Origin of the sequence: Pannonibacter sp. SL95, from assembly GCF_026672425.1 — a bacterium.
Classification (GTDB): Bacteria; Pseudomonadota; Alphaproteobacteria; order Rhizobiales; family Stappiaceae; genus Pannonibacter.
Genome location: NZ_JAPPRC010000006.1, coordinates 579,444 through 595,010, shown reverse-complemented (window position 1 = coordinate 595,010; position 15,567 = coordinate 579,444). Strand labels below are relative to the sequence as shown.

The following is a 15,567-nucleotide window of genomic DNA, read 5'->3' as shown; positions in this document are numbered from 1 at the left end:
GGGAGTGACTTGACATGACGAGCAGACGTGAATTCCTGAAGAACGCTGGCCTGACGACGGTTGCGGCAGCCGGTGCAACCACCCTCGCGGCCCCGGCCGTGCTGGGCCAGGCCCCGATCAAGTGGCGCCTGCAGACCTATGCCGGTCCCGCTCTCGGCGAACATGTGATCAAGCCGGCCATCGACGCCTTCAACAAGGCAGCCAATGGCCAGATGGAAATCGAGCTGTTCTACGCCGACCAGCTGGTTCCGACCTCGGAACTCTTCCGCGCCATGCAGAAGGGCACCATCGACGCCGTGCAGTCCGATGACGACTCCATGGCCTCGCCGACGGAAGTCGCCGTGTTCGGCGGCTACTTCCCCTTCGCGACGCGTTATTCGCTCGACGTGCCGGTGCTGTTCAACCAGTACGGCCTGAAGAAGATCTGGGAAGACGAATATGCCAAGGTCGGTGTGAAGCACATTTCGGCCGGCTCCTGGGATCCGTGCCACTTTGCCACCAAGGACCCGATCACCAAGCTGGAAGACCTGAAGGGCAAGCGCATCTTCACCTTCCCGACCGCCGGTCGCTTCCTGACCCAGTTCGGCGTCGTTCCGGTCACCCTGCCCTGGGAAGACATCCAGGTCGCCGTGCAGACCGGCGAGCTCGACGGCATCGCCTGGTCGGGCATCACCGAGGACTACACCGTCGGCTGGGCTGACGTGACCAAGTACTTCCTGACCAACAACATCTCCGGCGCCTGGGTTGGCCACTTCTTCGCCAACAACGACCGCTGGAACGAACTGCCGGATCATCTCAAGGTGATGCTGCAGCTCGCGATGGACTCATCCCACCTCTATCGCCAGTGGTGGTACTGGGGCGGCGAAGCGGACCTGCGCGTCAACGGTCCGAAGCTGCAGCTGACCTCGATCCCGGACTACGAGTGGGTTGTGGTCGAGCAGGCCGCCCTGTCCTTCTGGGACGAGATTGCTGCCGAGTCCCCGGTCAAGGCCCAGGTGGTCGAGATCATCAAGAAGTACAACGACGTCATGGCGAAGGCCGGCCGTCCGTACCGCTACGGCTGATGAGCTGATCGTGGCCCGGACCGTTCTGCGGTCCGGGCTGCCCCGCACTGACCTTCTCCGGACAACAAGAAAAGTACATCCAGATGGCTGGCAATCTGACTATCGACGCCCTGAAAGTGGCGGCTACTGAGGGCAGGATCGACACCGTGCTGGCCTGCATGGTCGACATGCAGGGCCGCCTCATGGGCAAGCGCTTCCATGTGCAGCATTTCCTGTCGAGCGCGCACGAGGAGACACACGGGTGCAACTATCTCCTGGCGACCGACCTCGAGATGTACACCGTGCCCGGATATGCCTCGACCAGCTGGGCAGGCGGCTATGGCGACTATGTGCTGAAGCCGGACCTTTCCACCCTGCGCCTGGTGCCGTGGCTCGAAGGCACCGCCATGGTGCTCTGTGATGTGCAGGACCACCACACCCACGCCGACGTGCCGCACTCCCCGCGCGCCATGCTGAAGGCACAGATTGCCCGGCTTGATGCGCTTGGGTTTACCGCCATGATGGCGACGGAACTGGAATTCTTCCTGTTCGCCAAGAGCTTCGACGAGATCCGCAAGTCCGGCTTCCGCGACCTGGAGCCGATCTCGGCCTATAACGAGGACTACCACATCCTGGCGACGACCAAGGAAGAGCATGTGATGCGCCCGCTGCGCAACCATCTCTATGCTGCGGGCATCCCGGTGGAGAACACCAAGGGCGAAGCCGAGGCCGGCCAGGAAGAACTCAACATCCGTTACGCCGACGCGCTCAACTGCGCCGACTATCACTCCATCGCCAAGCACGCGGTGAAGGAGATTGCCTGGCAGCACGGCCACGGTGCGACCTTCCTGCCCAAGTGGCACAAGGACCGCACCGGCTCCTCCGCCCATGTGCACCAGTCGCTCTGGACCAAGGACGGCAAGCCGGCTTTCTACGATCCCTCCAAGCCGCATGGCATGTCGGACCTGATGCGCCATTACATGGCCGGGCTGATCAAGTATGCGCCGGACTACACCTATTTCCTGGCGCCCTACATCAACAGCTACAAGCGCTTCCAGAAGGGCACCTTCGCGCCGACGCGGATGGTCTGGTCGATCGACAACCGCACCGCCGGCTTCCGGCTCTGCGGCGAGGACAGCAAGGGCGTGCGCGTCGAATGCCGCATTGGCGGCTCCGACCTCAATCCCTATCTGGCGCTTGCGGTGCAGATCGCAGCCGGTCTGCGCGGCATCGAGGAGAAGCTGGAGCTGGCCCCGGCCATGACCGGCGACCTCTACGAGGCGCAGAAGACCCCGCAGATCCCGCGCAACCTGCGCGATGCGCTGTCGGCACTGAATGCCTCGTCCATGCTGCGCGAGGCATTCGGTGACAAGGTGATTGACCATTACCTGCGCGCAGGCGAATGGGAACAGGAAGAATTCGACCGTGTGGTGACCGATTACGAGATCGCCCGCGGGTTTGAACGCGCCTGAGGAGGGCTGGCCCGGATCACCCGGGCCGCCGTCCCGGCGAACACTGCAGCCGCCGGCACCCGGCGGTGTTTCTTTGAAGGTGACCCATGTCGGACACGATCAAACTCATCTCGCCGGTCGATGGATCGGTCTATGCGGAACGCGCGGCGCTGGACGCTGTCGCGGTGGAACGGGTGGTCACCGCCGCCCGCAGCGCGCAGGCCGGATGGGCTGCGACCCCGCTTGCCACCCGCGTTGACCTCTGCCTCAAGGCGCTTGATGCCCTCCTGGCGATGAACGACGACATCGTCACCGAACTGGCCTGGCAGATGGGCCGCCCCGTGCGCTACGGCGGCGAGAAGGGTGGCCTCACCGAGCGCACCCGCTACATGGCCAGCATTGCCGAAAGCGCGCTGGCCAACATCGAACGCAACGACCGCCCGGGCTTCAAGCGCTACCTCAAGATGGAGCCGCTCGGCATCGTCATGGTCATCGCGCCGTGGAACTACCCCTTCATGACCGCCGGCAACGCCATCTTCCCGGCGTTGATGGCGGGCAACGTGGTCATCCTGAAGCACGCCGCGCAGACGCTGCTGGTCGGCGAGCGCTTCGCTGCCGCCTTCGAGAAGGCCGGCCTGCCCAAGGGCGTGTTCCAGAACATCGTGCTGTCGCATGACGGCACCGAGAAGCTGCTCGGCTCCGGCGTCATCGACCATGTCAACTTCACCGGCTCGGTCGCTGGCGGCAAGGCCATCGAACGTGCACTGGCCGGCACCTTCGCCACCATGGGCCTGGAGCTTGGCGGCAAGGATCCGGCCTATGTCATGGCCGATGCGGATCTCGATTACGCGGTCGCCAACCTCGTCGACGGCGCCTTCTTCAACTCCGGCCAGTGCTGCTGCGGCATCGAGCGCATCTATGTGCACGAAAGCCGCTACGACGCGTTCGTCGATGGCTTCGTCGCCATGACGCGCGACTACAAGCTTGGCAACCCGCTCGATCCGGAAACCACCATCGGCCCGATGGCCCAGACCCGCTTTGCCACCTGGGTCCGCGAGCAGACCGAGGAAGCGATCCGCAAGGGCGCCAAGGCCCACATCGACATGTCTGCCTTTGCCATGGACAAGGCCGGCACGCCTTACCTCGCCCCGCAGGTGCTGACCAACGTCAATCACCAAATGTCGGTGATGCGCGAGGAAAGCTTCGGCCCGGTCGTCGGCATCATGAAGGTGAAGGACGACGCCGAGGCGATCCAGCTCATGAACGACAGCCCCTATGGCCTCACCGCGTCCATCTGGACCGAGGATGCCGTGGCTGCCGAGAAGATCGGTCACCAGATCGATACCGGCACCGTGTTCATGAACCGCTGCGACTACGTGGATCCGGGCCTTGTCTGGACCGGCGTGAAGGACACCGGCAAGGGCGCCGCCCTGTCGGAAGTCGGCTTCGCCAACCTGACACGCCCGAAGTCCTACCACCTGCGCCTCGAGCACTGAGTTTGAAACCCGCATGTTCCCCTCGCCGCATGGGAATGGGGAACAGGCAAAGAGACCGGAGCTGCCCTGCGACTGGCCTGCTGGCCGCAGCGCCCTCTCCCCCCTTGAGGGGGAGATGTCTGCGAATGCAGACAGAGGGGGGTGCCAGCGTTTCAGCGCATGATCACCGCCGGATGACTTGACAGACCGATACCCCCCTCTGCCCCCTGCCGGGGGCATCTCCCCCTCAAGGAGGGAGAGGGGTTGAGGCTCTGCCAGTTGCCCGGGATGAGCCAAGCTTCAAGTGACAATGGGATGGCAAGGCCCAGCCTGTCCCCCGTGCAACACCATTCACCGCGTTGACCCCAACGCACCAACTGACTGAAAGCCCGACCCATGACTGCCCTTCCGTCCGTGAACTGGTCCTATCCCACCGCCGTGCGCTTCGGCGCGGGCCGCATCAAGGAACTGCCTGCTGTCGTCAAGCTCGCCGGCATGAAGCGCCCGCTGCTGGTCACCGATCCGGGCCTTGCGAAGCTGCCGATGATCGCCGACATGGTCGCGCTCTTGAAAGCCGATGGCATCGACTGCGCCGTTTTCTCCGACGTCAAGCCGAACCCGGTCGACAGCAACATTTCCGCAGGCGTTGCCGCCTACAAGGCCGGCGGCCATGACGGCGTGCTGGCGGTTGGCGGCGGCTCCGGCCTCGATGCCGGCAAGCTGATTGCCTTCATGTCCGGCCAGACCCGCCCGATCTGGGACTTCGAGGACATCGGCGACTGGTACACCCGCGCCGATCCGGCCGGCATTGCCCCGATCGTTGCCGTGCCGACCACGGCCGGCACCGGCTCGGAAGTCGGCCGCGCCGGCGTCGTCACCAACGAGGCGACCCACACCAAGAAGGTGATCTTCCACCCGAAGATGCTGCCGGCATATGTCATCTGCGATCCGGAACTGACCACCGGCATGCCGCGCATGATCACCGTCGGCACCGGCATGGACGCCCTCGCCCACTGCCTGGAGGCGCTGTGCTCGCCGTTCTATCACCCGATGTCGGAAGGCATCGCGGTCGAAGGCGCGCGTCTGGCGATCCACAACCTGCCGATCGTCGCCGCCAACGGCTCCGATCTCTTGGCGCGTGGCCACATGATGAGCGCGGGCGCCATGGGTGCCGTCGCCTTCCAGAAGGGCCTTGGTGCCATCCACGCCCTGTCCCACCCGGTCGGCGCGCTCTATGACACGCACCACGGCATGACCAACGCCGTGTTCATGCCCTATGTGCTGAAGTTCAACCGCCCGGCCATCCAGGCCAAGATCGAGCGTCTGGCGGCCTTCTGCGGCATTGCCGGCGGCTTCGACGGTTTCCAGGCGCATATCCTGAAGATGCGCTCCGACCTCGGCGTACCGCACACCATCGGCGGCCTCGGCGTCGACGGCGCCAAGCGCGACCTCATCGCCGACATGGCCATCGTCGACCCGACCGCCGGCGGCAACCCGGTCGAACTGACCCGCGACGCCGCCCTGTCGATCTTCGACGCGGCGCTCGAAGGCAAGCTCTGACAAGAGCCCCGTCACAGCCCCAATGACAAATGGCCGGGCTTTGTGCCCGGCCATTTTGTTTAGAGGCGACCCTCGACCTAACCGCCGTCATCCCGGACGCAGCGAAGCGGAGATCCGGGACCGGAGAGCCTAGGTCTCTCCCGGGTTAGCTGATTGAAATATAGAGGCCTCGACTCTCCGGTCCCGGCTCAGCGCTGCGCTTGGCCGGGATGACTGCGGAGAAGTCGAGGTTTGTCATCAACCAAAAATGGCAGGGCTTTACGCCCGGCCATTTCTTGAATGATCAGTGCCTTCAGCCCGGCAGCAACGCCTTTATCAGATCAGCGCCTTCACCGCCCGCTCGACACCACGCAGTTCGGCAAGGCCGCGCAGGCGGCCGATCGCGGGGTAGCCGGGGGTCGAGGTCTTGCGCAGGTCGTCGAGCAACTGATGGCCATGGTCCGGGCGCATGGGAAGAGCGTTGCCGCGCCGGCGCTCGACCGCGACGATCTCGCGGATCACGGCAACCATGTCCACATCGCCGTCCAGATGCGCCGCCTCGTGGAAGGTCAGGCCGCCCTCCTCGCGCTTGGTCGCTCGCAAATGCAGGAAATGCACCCGGTCCGCATGGGTGCGGAACATGGCACACAGATCGTTGTCGGGCCGCACACCATAGGATCCGGTGCAGAACGTGAATCCGTTTGCCGGGCTGTCGACCATGGCGGCAATTGCCTTCATGTCGGCGGCGGTCGAGACGATGCGCGGCAGGCCGAACAGCGGGCGCGGCGGATCGTCCGGGTGAATTGCCAGCACGACGCCTTCCTTTTCGGCCACCGGCACCACGATCTTCAGGAACGCCGCCAGATTGGCACGCAGGCGCTCGGCGTCGGTTTCGGCATAGGTGGCCAGCCGCGCCTTGAAGCTGTCCAGCGAATAGCTTTCCTCAGCGCCCGGCAGTCCGGCAATGATGTTGGCGGTGAGCTTGGCGATGTCGGCGTCGGACATGGCCGTATGGGCTGCCCGCGCGGCCTCGATCTCGGCGGCGCTGTAGCTTGCCTCTGCCCCGTCCCGCTGCAGGATGAACAGGTCGAAGGCGGCGAAGGCCACCGCGTCGAAGCGCAGGCATTTCGCCCCGTCCGGCAGCTCATAGGCGAGGTCCGTGCGGGTCCAGTCGATCACCGGCATGAAGTTGTAGCAGATCGTGCGGATGCCGCAGCGCGCAAGGTTGGTCAGGCTCTCGGCCCAGGCCTCGGCATAGCGCTCCCAGCCCGGCGCGGCGGTCTTGATGTCCTCATGCACCGGGATGCTCTCGACCACGGCCCAGGTCAGGCCGGCAGCCTCGATCATGGCCTTGCGCTCGAGGATCCGCGCAACCGGCCAGACCACGCCATTGGGCAGGTCATGCAGCGCGGTGACGATACCGGTTGCGCCGGCCTGCCGGATATCGGCGAGGGAAACGGGATCGGCGGGGCCGAACCAGCGCCAGGTCTGTTGCATCTTGGTCTGTCCTCAGTTGGAGGCGGTCTTGTTGTTCAGGTGGTGATGGGGCACAGGTCAGGACACGGCAGCGGCAACAAGGCCGCTGTCGAAGAGGTAACCATCGAACTCCGGATCATCGACGTCCGAGAGTTCCATCAGGGTCTGGCGCACGTTTTCGAGGTGCTGCCACATGGCCTGACGCGCCGCGCGCGGGTCCTTGCACTGCAGCGCCGTCAGGATCGCCTGATGGTCCTCCAGCCAGCGGCCGCGGTAGCTGACATCGAAGATGCGGGCATGCAGGCGTTCCCACATCGGGCTCTGCTCGCGCTTGCCCCACAGCTCGTCGATCATGTCGACCAGCACGCTGTTCTGCGTCGCCTCGGCGATGAGATGATGGAACAGCTCATCGCCGGAATAGTCGCCGCTGCCCTCCTCGATGGCGCGGCGCTCCATGTCCAGCGCCTCGCGCATGCGCAGGATGTCGGCCTTGGTCACAGTCGTGGCAGCAAAGGCAGCGATGGAGCTTTCCAGTACCTGCCGCGCCTGCAGCAGTTCAAACGGGCCGATATCGCCGCGCGGATCTTCCGTATCGCCGGCCGGCAGGCGCACCACATAGGTGCCCGAGCCCTTGCGCACGTCGACAAGGCCCTCGATCTCGAGCCGGATGATCGCTTCGCGCACCAGAGAGCGCGACACGCCCATCTCGTCCGAGATCTGGCGTTCCGGCTTCATCCGGTCGCCGACCTTGTAACGGCCCTCGGCCAGCTCCCTGCGGAGCGCTTCGGCCACCTCTTCGTAGCGCCGCTTGCCCGCCGCTTCGATCATGCTTCTCCCCCGCCGCCGCGCGCCTGGTCCTCGTCCCGGCGCTCGGCGTAATAGGCCGAAAGCACCGCGAAGGCCTCCTTCTTGGTCGCCTTGTCACCGGCGATCAGGCCCTTCTTGTTGAAGCCCTTCTGGAACACATTCTGCCGCCGTTCGACACGGAAGTCATAGAGGATCCAGGGGGACATCCCCTTCACGTAGTCAAGCGGACGCAGCGTCGCAATCTGCTTTTCGTAGACTTCGGTCTGGTAGGCCTCGCTGAAGAGGGCCCGGCGCGGGCCGGTGGCGCTGATGTCGGCATCGGCGCCGGTCTCGGAGATCACCACCGGCTTGCCCGGATTGGAATTGCGGCCGATGGCGGCGAGATCCTCGAAGTTCTCCTCGTACCAGCCGTAATACTCGTTGATGCCGATGACATCGATGTGGTCGGCCAGCCGGTCCTCGATGCAGGTCTTGGCGTGGTTGACGAGACAGGCCGCCGAAGTCAGCCGGGTCGGGTCATAGGCCTTGGCCGTCTCGGCAAGGCCGCGCATGAAGGCGAGCCGCGCATCGGTGTCCGGGTTCTCGTTGCCGACCGACCAGATGATGACGGACGCGCGGTTGCGGTCGCGCTTGATCAGCTCGATCAGCTGGTTCTCAGCATCGCGGTAGGTGGCCGGATTGGCAAAGTCGATCGCCCAGTAGACCGGGATCTCTTCCCAGAGCAGGAACCCGAGCTCATCCGCCATCTCGGCGGCGCGCTCGTGGTGCGGATAATGGGCCAGGCGGAGGTAGTTGCAGTTCAGCTCCCGCGCATGGGCAAAGCGGCGGGCGAGATCTTCCTCGCGCATCACCTTGCCGAGCGTGCGGTCGTCCTCATGCACGGAAATCCCGCGCAGGAACAGCGGCTTGCCGTTGAGATGGATCTCGTCGCCAACCGTGCGGATCTCGCGGAAGCCGACACGGTCGCGAACGCTGTCCTCGCCCGCCGTCAGGCGCACGTCGTAGAGCACCGGGCTCTCCGGCGACCACAGCGCGGGCTTGGCCGCGATCTCGATGACGCCGCGCCCGCTGGCGTCCAGCGCAAGGGCCGTGTCGATGCCGAGCGCCGGGATTTCCAGCCGTGCCGTGTCCGCGCCCTCGACCGCCACTTCGGCGCGGATCGTGCCGAAGCGGCCGTCGGGCACCAGATGGACGAACAGATCGCGGATCAGCGTCTTCGGCGTCTCGAACAGTTCCACCTCGCGGTAGACGCCGCCATAGTTGAACCAGTCGGTGTTGCGCATCGGCACGCGGTCCAGCGTGCGGGTGTTGTTGACCATCAGCATCAGCCAGTTGCGGCCGGGCTTCAGGTGCTCGGTCAGCTCCACCATGAACGGCGTCGAGCCGCCGTAGTGGTTGCCGAGAAATGCGCCGTTGAGGAAGACCTTGCAGTCATATTGCGCTGCGCCCACGCGCAGGAACTTGCGCGTGCCCGGGTTGATTGCGGCCATGTCGAGCGGCCGGGTGTACCAGGCGCTGCCTTCGAAGAAGTACCACTTCTCCTTCAGCATCTGCCAGTTGGAGGGCACCGGCACGGTCTCGCCCTCATAGGGGTCATAGTCCCAGGGCTCCGGCCGCTCCTCGGCCGCCATCGGCAGCATGGCGAACCACTTCTGCCGCAGCCCGGTGTCGAGCAGGTCAACGCAGAAGTTCCAGTCGCCATTGAGGCTGATGCGCGGGCGGCCACGGGTGAAGACCAGCGTCGAATGGTTCAGCGCCTGCGTGTTGAACGGGCGGTCATAGTCCTCGTCATGCAGCGCCTGCAGGGCGTTTTCGGCGAGGGCGGAACGTTCAAGCACGGCAGGTCTCCGGGGGTACAAGCAGCAGGAAAGTCTTGAAACAGCCAATAGGAACCCCGGGCCGCACCCGGCCCGGGGTCCGTCTGGTATCTTAGTTGGCAGCAGCCTGGATGCGCTTGATGAGGTCGGCAACGCGCGGCGACTTGGCAGCGGCTTCCTCATACATCGGCTTCACGGCTTCGACGAACGGGGCCTTTTCGACGGCCACGAACTTCACGCCCATTTCCTTTTCGGCCAGCGCCTTGCCGGCTGCGACCTGCTTGTTCCAGCCATCGCGGTGGAAGTCCATGGACTCGCGCGCGGCCTGCTTCAGGGCCTTCTGCTGGTCGGCGGTCAGGCCGTCCCAGGTCTGGGTGGACACCATCACCACCGACGGGATCATGGTGTGCTCGTTCTCGGAGTAGACCTTGGCGATCTCGCCGTGACGGTTGACGGTCAGCGCCAGCGGGTTGTTCTCGGCACCATCAACCACGCCCTGCTGCAGGGCGCTGTAGAGTTCACCGAAGGCAATCGGCGTCGGAGCCGCACCCAGCAGCTCGACCATGCGGATGGCCGACGGGCTCGGCTGCACGCGGATCTTCATGCCCTTCAGGTCGGCCGGGGTCTTGATTTCCTTGTTGGAATAGAAGGAGCGCGCGCCTTCGACGTAGTAGGCCAGGCCAACGAAGCCCTTGTCCTTGGAAGCCGCCAGGATGTCGTCGCCGATGTCGCTGGTCAGAACCTTGTAGTAGTGGTCGTCATTGGCAAAGATGAAGGGCAGGTTCAGCGCCGAATAGGACTCTTCGAAGGCTTCCAGCTCGCTGGCGTTGGAACGGGCCATATCGAGCGTGCCGTTCTGCATCAGCTCCATGGATTCGCGCTGGTTGCCCAGCTGCGCATTGGCATAGACGCGGATCTTGATGTCGCCGTTGGTCAGCTCTTCCACGCGCTTGCCCATGAATTCCATGGACTTGTGCAGCGGATGGTCTTCCGGGTTGTTGTGGTTCAGCTTCAGCGTCTTTGCGTCGGCGACAGCAGTGAACGCCATGAGCGCAACACCCGCCAGAACGGCGAGACGGTTCATCATACGCATGTCAAATTCCTCCCGATGATCCAGACCCGGACCTTACGCGCCTGCCCTCTCCGCGTGACCTCGCAAGATCGGGTCAGGGGCGGGCGGGCGGATCACCGGTCCGGACGAATTGGCCGATCACTCCTGGCTCGGCTTGCGACCAGAGACTTCGCCAAACACGGCCCTGTGTCAACCAGTTTTGAAAATTGGTTGACCAATTTTTGAAAATGCGCATTCTCTAGGGCGCTGACAGGGAGCGTGCTCCCGGCAGTGACTGCGCTTGCTTGCTCGGTCGCGGTGCGCCACCCTGACGTTGCCGACCAAAATCACGAGTCTGCGCCTGCATTCAGAGCCGATTTGTCGTTCCGGAAGAATCGGACTGCCCATAAGCTGACCGGATGCCGTCGGGCATCGTTCTGGTCAACCAATCCGGAACCGGGGCCGAACCGCAAGGTTCGGGGAGGAAACAGGGGCGCTGCTCCGGCAGACGGCTCCGAAGTGGAGGACATGCGCTCATGCATGCACTGAAAGCCCGCGTCGACCACGCGCTGGGTGTGTTTATTGCCGCCGTCTTCGCGGTGCTCGTCGCCTGCGTGGTCTGGCAGGTCTTCTCGCGCTACGTCCTCAATGCTCCCAGCACAGTGACCGACGAACTCGCCCGGTTTCTGTTCATGTGGGTCGGCCTGATCGGTGCTGCCTACACGCTCGGCCAGCGCAAGCATCTGGCCATCGACATCCTGTTGCATCTGGCCGGACCGGACAGGGCCCGCTGGCTTGCCCTGCTTGTCACCTTGCTGGTCGGTCTCTTCTCGGCCGTCGTGCTTGTCTATGGCGGCACGACCTTGGTGCAGAAAACGCTCGCAACCGGCCAGCTCTCCCCCGCCCTGCGTCTGCCGATGGGCTATGTCTACGGCGCGGTACCGTTCGCCGGAATCATGATGGTGCTTTACTGCCTCGAGTTTGCAGCAGGCCTCGTCTCCGGACGCATTCATCCCATCGATGCTGACGCCGAAGCCCCGGCCGGCGGCCCCCTGGACTGAGGGACGAACCCATGGAACTCTTCAGCGCATTCGTCCTGTTCGGATCCTTCGGCCTTTTCATGGTTCTGGGCGTCCCCGTCGCCTATGCCATTGGCATCGCCTCGGTCTTGACCTTCGCCCTGTTCATGACGGTCGACCAGTCGATCTTCATCACGGCGCAGCAGATCGCCTCGGGTCTCGACAGCTTCACCCTGCTCGCCATTCCGTTCTTCATCCTGGCCGGTAACATCATGAACCGGGGCGGCATCGCCCTGCGCCTCATCGAGTTCGCCAAGGTTCTGGGTGGCCGCCTTCCGGGTTCACTCGCCCACTGCAACGTCCTCGCCAACATGATGTTCGGCGCCATCTCGGGCTCGGCGGTCGCGGCCGCGGCTGCGGTTGGCGGCGTCATGGCCCCGCTGCAGAAGAAGGAAGGCTACGATCCGGCATACTCGGCGGCCGTCAACATCGCCTCCTGCCCCACCGGCCTGCTGATCCCGCCGTCCACCACCTTCATCGTCTACTCGCTGATCTCCGGCGGCACGTCCATCGCGGCGCTGTTCGTTGCTGGCTATGTCCCGGGTATTCTCATGGGCCTCGGCATCATGATCGTCGCCGGAATCATGGCCAAGAAGCGTGGCTATCCGGTCGCTCCGCGCCCCAGCTTCAGCACGGTCATTGCCAAGACGATCGATGCCTTGCTGCCGCTCAGCCTGATTATCGTCATCATGGGCGGCATCATCGGTGGCGTCTTCACCGCAACGGAAGCCTCCGCCATCGCGGTCGTCTATAGCCTGTTCCTGGCGTTGGTCATCTACCGTGAAATCCAGCTGAAGGACCTGCCGTCCATTTTCCTGGACTCGGCCGTGACCACGTCCATCGTGTTGCTGATGATCGGCTGTTCCATTGCCATGTCCAAGGCGATGGCCTTCGCTGACATTCCCTACGCCGTATCGGACGCGCTGCTAGCCCTGTCGGAAAATCCGCTTGTGCTGCTGCTCATCATCAACATTGCCCTGCTCATTGTCGGCATGTTCATGGACATGACGCCGGCGCTGCTGATCTTCACGCCGATCTTCCTGCCGGTGGTCAAGGATCTCGGCATGGATCCGGTGCATTTCGGCGTCATGATGACCTTCAACCTCTGCATCGGCATCTGTTCGCCACCGGTCGGCTCGGCCCTGTTCGTCGGCTGTTCCGTTGCCAAGGTGTCGATTGCCCGTGTCATCAAGCCGCTCATCCCGATGATCGCGATGCAGATCGCGGTGCTGCTGCTCATCACCTACGTGCCGGACCTCAGCCTCGCGCTGCCGCGCTGGCTGCTCGGCTACGGCGGCTGACCTCAATGACAGCAGGCACGCATCCGCGGTGCCTGCTGTCTGCCGCATCCTGACCCATTCCGATCCTGCAGCGCTCACCGCTTGGCGCTGCACCGCCTTGCGGAGTTCCCATGAAGACGCTGCACTCCTTCCGCCTCGCCCGGACCTTTGACACCGGCATCGAGCTCTTGGTCGAGAACCGTCACCTCCTCGCCGTATTCGTCCTCGAACCGCAGCTCTTCCGTGTTGTCCTGCGCAAGGATGGCCAGTTCCGCCTCGGCCGATCCTGGTCTGTTGCGCCAAAGGCTGAAGGCACGGCAGCGCCCGCCGACGTTGCCTGGGAGGGCCGATCGCGGCTGGACCTGTCCGGCTTTGCCTGCCCGCCCTTCACCGTCGAGGACCGTGGCGAGGCCGGGCTCGTTCTCTCCACCGATGACCTGCGGCTGACCATCACCGCGCCCCTGACCTTCGTCTGGGAGGCCCGTCAGGCTGATGGCCGGTTCCTGGTCTTCGCCGAGGATCGCCCGACCGGCGCCTACATGCTGGACGTGAAGTCGCACGCCCACGCCCATTACCTCAATCGCCGCAAGGGTGAGAAGGTCTATGGCCTCGGCGAGAAGGCTGGCGATCTGGAGCGCTCCCGCCGCCGCTACGAGATGCGCAATCTCGATGCCATGGGCTATGACGCGCGCTCGACCGATCCGCTCTACAAGCATATCCCCGTCACCATCACCCGCACGCCCGATGCCGGGACCTTCTCGGTCTTCTACGACAATCTGGCCGGCTGCTGGTTCGATCTGGGCAATGAGCTGGACAACTACCACAAGCCCTACCGCACCTATCGCGCCGAGGATGGCGATCTCGACTACTACATGCGCTGGTCACCTTCGGTTCTGGACGCGGTCAAACATCATGTCCGCCTGACCGGCGGCACCGCATTCCCGCCGCTGTGGAGCCTCGGCTACTCCGGCTCGACCATGCATTACACCGATGCCCCCAATGCTCAGGAGCAGCTCGAAGGCTTTGTCCGGCTCGTCGACGAACACGACATTCCCTGTGACAGCTTCCAGCTGTCCTCCGGCTATTCGTCCATCGGTGCCAAGCGCTACGTCTTCACCTGGAACAGCGCCAAGGTGCCCGATCCGGCGGGTCTCGCCGCCACCTTTGCGGGCGCCGGCCTGCATCTGGCTGCCAACATCAAGCCCTGCCTGCTGCAGGACCATCCAATGTACCAGGACGTCGCCGCGCGCGACCTGTTCATCAAAGACAGCGAGAGCGACGTCCCGTCCCGCTCCGTCTTCTGGGATGACGAGGGCTCGAACCTCGATTTCACCAACCCGGCGACCATCGCCTGGTGGCAGGGCAACATCGCCGACAAGCTGCTGCGCTACGGCATCAACTCGACCTGGAACGACAACAACGAGTTCGAGGTCTGGGACAACTATGCCCGCTGCCACGGCTTTGGCGAGGAGATCGACGTTGGCCTGATCCGGCCGCTGCTGCCGGTGCTGATGACCCGCGCCAGCCATGAAGTGCAGGTGGCGCACCAGCCCGACACCCGCCCCTATCTCATTTCGCGCTCCGGCGCGCCTGGCCTGCAGCGCTACGCCCAGACCTGGACCGGCGACAACTACACCGCCTGGGAGACGATCCGCTACAACATCCGCATGGGTCTCGGGATGTCACTCTCCGGCCTCTACAACATCGGCCACGACGTTGGCGGCTTTGCCGGCCCGAAGCCCGATCCGGAACTCTTCGTCCGCTGGGTGCAGAACGGCATCTTCCATCCGCGCTTCACCATCCATTCCTGGAACGACGACCACACGGTCAACGAGCCCTGGATGTATCCGAACGTGACGCCGCTCATCCGCGAAGCGATCAAGTTCCGCTACCGGCTGCTGCCGTATCTCTACACCGCGCTGCACCAGGCCGTGACGGCCGACGAGCCGATGCTGCGGCCGACCTTCCTCGACCATGAACACGACCCGCGCACCTTCGAGGAATGCGACGAGTTCCTGATCGGCCGCGATCTGCTGGTCGCCAATGTGGTCGATCCCGGCGTGACCGAGCGCACCGTCTACCTGCCGCAGAACGACACCGGTTGGTGGGACTTCTGGGCCGGCAGCTGGCATGCGGGCGGCACCACTGTCACCCTGCCGGTGACGCTCGCCTCCATGCCGCTTTTCGTCCGTGGTGGCGCGGTGCTGCCGCTGGCCGATGATCTCAATCGCGCCCAGGCCGCCCGGGACACGTCCCGCACCTACGCCCTCTTCCCTGCCCCGGGCACCGCGACCGGTGTCAGCCTCGAATATGGCGATGACGGCTTTGCCGTCGATGCGCTCGACGGCAACCACGCCCTCATTCGCCTTGCCCTCACCTCGACCGCGTCCGAGATCCGTCTCGACGTCTCCCGCAGCGGGCGGCATGATCCGGCCTGGGCAGACGCCAGCTTCCTTCTTCCCTCCGGCGAAACCCGTCCCCTGATCCTGAATGGCGAACCCATCGCCTCAGGCGTCGCTCGTCCCGTTCCCCGTGCCTGAGGCAGAGGT

Annotated in this window: 11 protein-coding genes; 7 read left to right on the top strand and 4 right to left on the bottom strand. The window is 64.4% G+C overall.

What is annotated here, in order from left to right; genetic code table 11:
• The first annotated feature begins 14 nt into the window (after positions 1 to 14).
• The 4 genes from OVA12_RS19770 (at position 15) to OVA12_RS19755 (ending at position 5,529) form a co-directional block, all read left to right on the top strand.
• Positions 15 to 1,064, top strand: a complete 1,050-nt coding sequence (locus tag OVA12_RS19770; protein WP_268140360.1) for a TRAP transporter substrate-binding protein — start codon at positions 15 to 17, stop codon at positions 1,062 to 1,064.
• Between the two features lie 83 nt (positions 1,065 to 1,147).
• Positions 1,148 to 2,515 (top strand): glutamine synthetase family protein, encoded by a 1,368-nt coding sequence (locus OVA12_RS19765; RefSeq protein WP_268140359.1) that lies wholly within the window; start codon positions 1,148 to 1,150, stop codon positions 2,513 to 2,515.
• 86 nt (positions 2,516 to 2,601) lie between these two features.
• The gene (locus tag OVA12_RS19760) at positions 2,602 to 3,990 is read left to right on the top strand and encodes an aldehyde dehydrogenase family protein (protein ID WP_268140358.1); all 1,389 of its coding nucleotides are present in this window, start codon (positions 2,602 to 2,604) and stop codon (positions 3,988 to 3,990) included.
• A gap of 375 nt (positions 3,991 to 4,365) precedes the next feature.
• Positions 4,366 to 5,529, top strand: coding sequence for an iron-containing alcohol dehydrogenase (locus OVA12_RS19755; protein WP_268140357.1), 1,164 nt, complete (start codon positions 4,366 to 4,368; stop codon positions 5,527 to 5,529).
• 315 nt (positions 5,530 to 5,844) lie between these two features.
• Here OVA12_RS19755 and uxuA read toward each other — a convergent pair whose 3' ends face one another.
• The 4 genes from uxuA to OVA12_RS19735 form a co-directional block, all read right to left on the bottom strand.
• On the bottom strand, positions 5,845 to 7,005 hold the full coding sequence (uxuA, locus tag OVA12_RS19750) for a mannonate dehydratase (protein WP_268140356.1): 1,161 nt from the start codon (positions 7,003 to 7,005) through the stop codon (positions 5,845 to 5,847).
• 57 nt (positions 7,006 to 7,062) lie between these two features.
• On the bottom strand, positions 7,063 to 7,812 hold the full coding sequence (locus OVA12_RS19745) for an FCD domain-containing protein (RefSeq protein WP_268140355.1): 750 nt from the start codon (positions 7,810 to 7,812) through the stop codon (positions 7,063 to 7,065).
• Complete coding sequence (locus OVA12_RS19740; protein ID WP_268140354.1) at positions 7,809 to 9,629, bottom strand: glycoside hydrolase family 2 protein; 1,821 nt, start codon at positions 9,627 to 9,629, stop codon at positions 7,809 to 7,811. The genes OVA12_RS19745 and OVA12_RS19740 overlap by 4 nt, the downstream gene beginning before the upstream one ends.
• A 91-nt stretch (positions 9,630 to 9,720) precedes the next feature.
• On the bottom strand, positions 9,721 to 10,701 hold the full coding sequence (locus OVA12_RS19735; RefSeq protein ID WP_268140353.1) for a TRAP transporter substrate-binding protein: 981 nt from the start codon (positions 10,699 to 10,701) through the stop codon (positions 9,721 to 9,723).
• 494 nt (positions 10,702 to 11,195) lie between these two features.
• Here OVA12_RS19735 and OVA12_RS19730 point away from each other — a divergent pair, with 494 nt between their 5' ends.
• From OVA12_RS19730 to OVA12_RS19720, 3 genes are all read left to right on the top strand, one after another.
• Positions 11,196 to 11,720 carry a TRAP transporter small permease gene (locus OVA12_RS19730; RefSeq protein WP_268140352.1) on the top strand — a complete coding sequence of 175 codons (525 nt, stop codon included), beginning with the start codon at positions 11,196 to 11,198 and terminating at the stop codon, positions 11,718 to 11,720.
• Positions 11,721 to 11,731: 11 nt separating this feature from the next.
• Positions 11,732 to 13,039, top strand: coding sequence for a TRAP transporter large permease (locus OVA12_RS19725; protein WP_268140351.1), 1,308 nt, complete (start codon positions 11,732 to 11,734; stop codon positions 13,037 to 13,039).
• A 110-nt stretch (positions 13,040 to 13,149) separates the two neighbouring features.
• A complete protein-coding gene (locus OVA12_RS19720) occupies positions 13,150 to 15,558 on the top strand; it encodes a glycoside hydrolase family 31 protein (protein WP_268140350.1) in 2,409 nt (802 codons plus the stop codon).
• Positions 15,559 to 15,567 lie beyond the last annotated feature (9 nt).

Coding starts and splice junctions, on each gene's coding strand:
- OVA12_RS19770 (WP_268140360.1), top strand. CDS start 15: ATGACGAGCAGACGTGAATTCCTGAAGAACGCTGGCCTGACGACGGTT.
- OVA12_RS19765 (WP_268140359.1), top strand. CDS start 1,148: ATGGCTGGCAATCTGACTATCGACGCCCTGAAAGTGGCGGCTACTGAG.
- OVA12_RS19760 (WP_268140358.1), top strand. CDS start 2,602: ATGTCGGACACGATCAAACTCATCTCGCCGGTCGATGGATCGGTCTAT.
- OVA12_RS19755 (WP_268140357.1), top strand. CDS start 4,366: ATGACTGCCCTTCCGTCCGTGAACTGGTCCTATCCCACCGCCGTGCGC.
- uxuA (WP_268140356.1), bottom strand. CDS start 7,005: ATGCAACAGACCTGGCGCTGGTTCGGCCCCGCCGATCCCGTTTCCCTC.
- OVA12_RS19745 (WP_268140355.1), bottom strand. CDS start 7,812: ATGATCGAAGCGGCGGGCAAGCGGCGCTACGAAGAGGTGGCCGAAGCG.
- OVA12_RS19735 (WP_268140353.1), bottom strand. CDS start 10,701: ATGCGTATGATGAACCGTCTCGCCGTTCTGGCGGGTGTTGCGCTCATG.
- OVA12_RS19730 (WP_268140352.1), top strand. CDS start 11,196: ATGCATGCACTGAAAGCCCGCGTCGACCACGCGCTGGGTGTGTTTATT.
- OVA12_RS19725 (WP_268140351.1), top strand. CDS start 11,732: ATGGAACTCTTCAGCGCATTCGTCCTGTTCGGATCCTTCGGCCTTTTC.
- OVA12_RS19720 (WP_268140350.1), top strand. CDS start 13,150: ATGAAGACGCTGCACTCCTTCCGCCTCGCCCGGACCTTTGACACCGGC.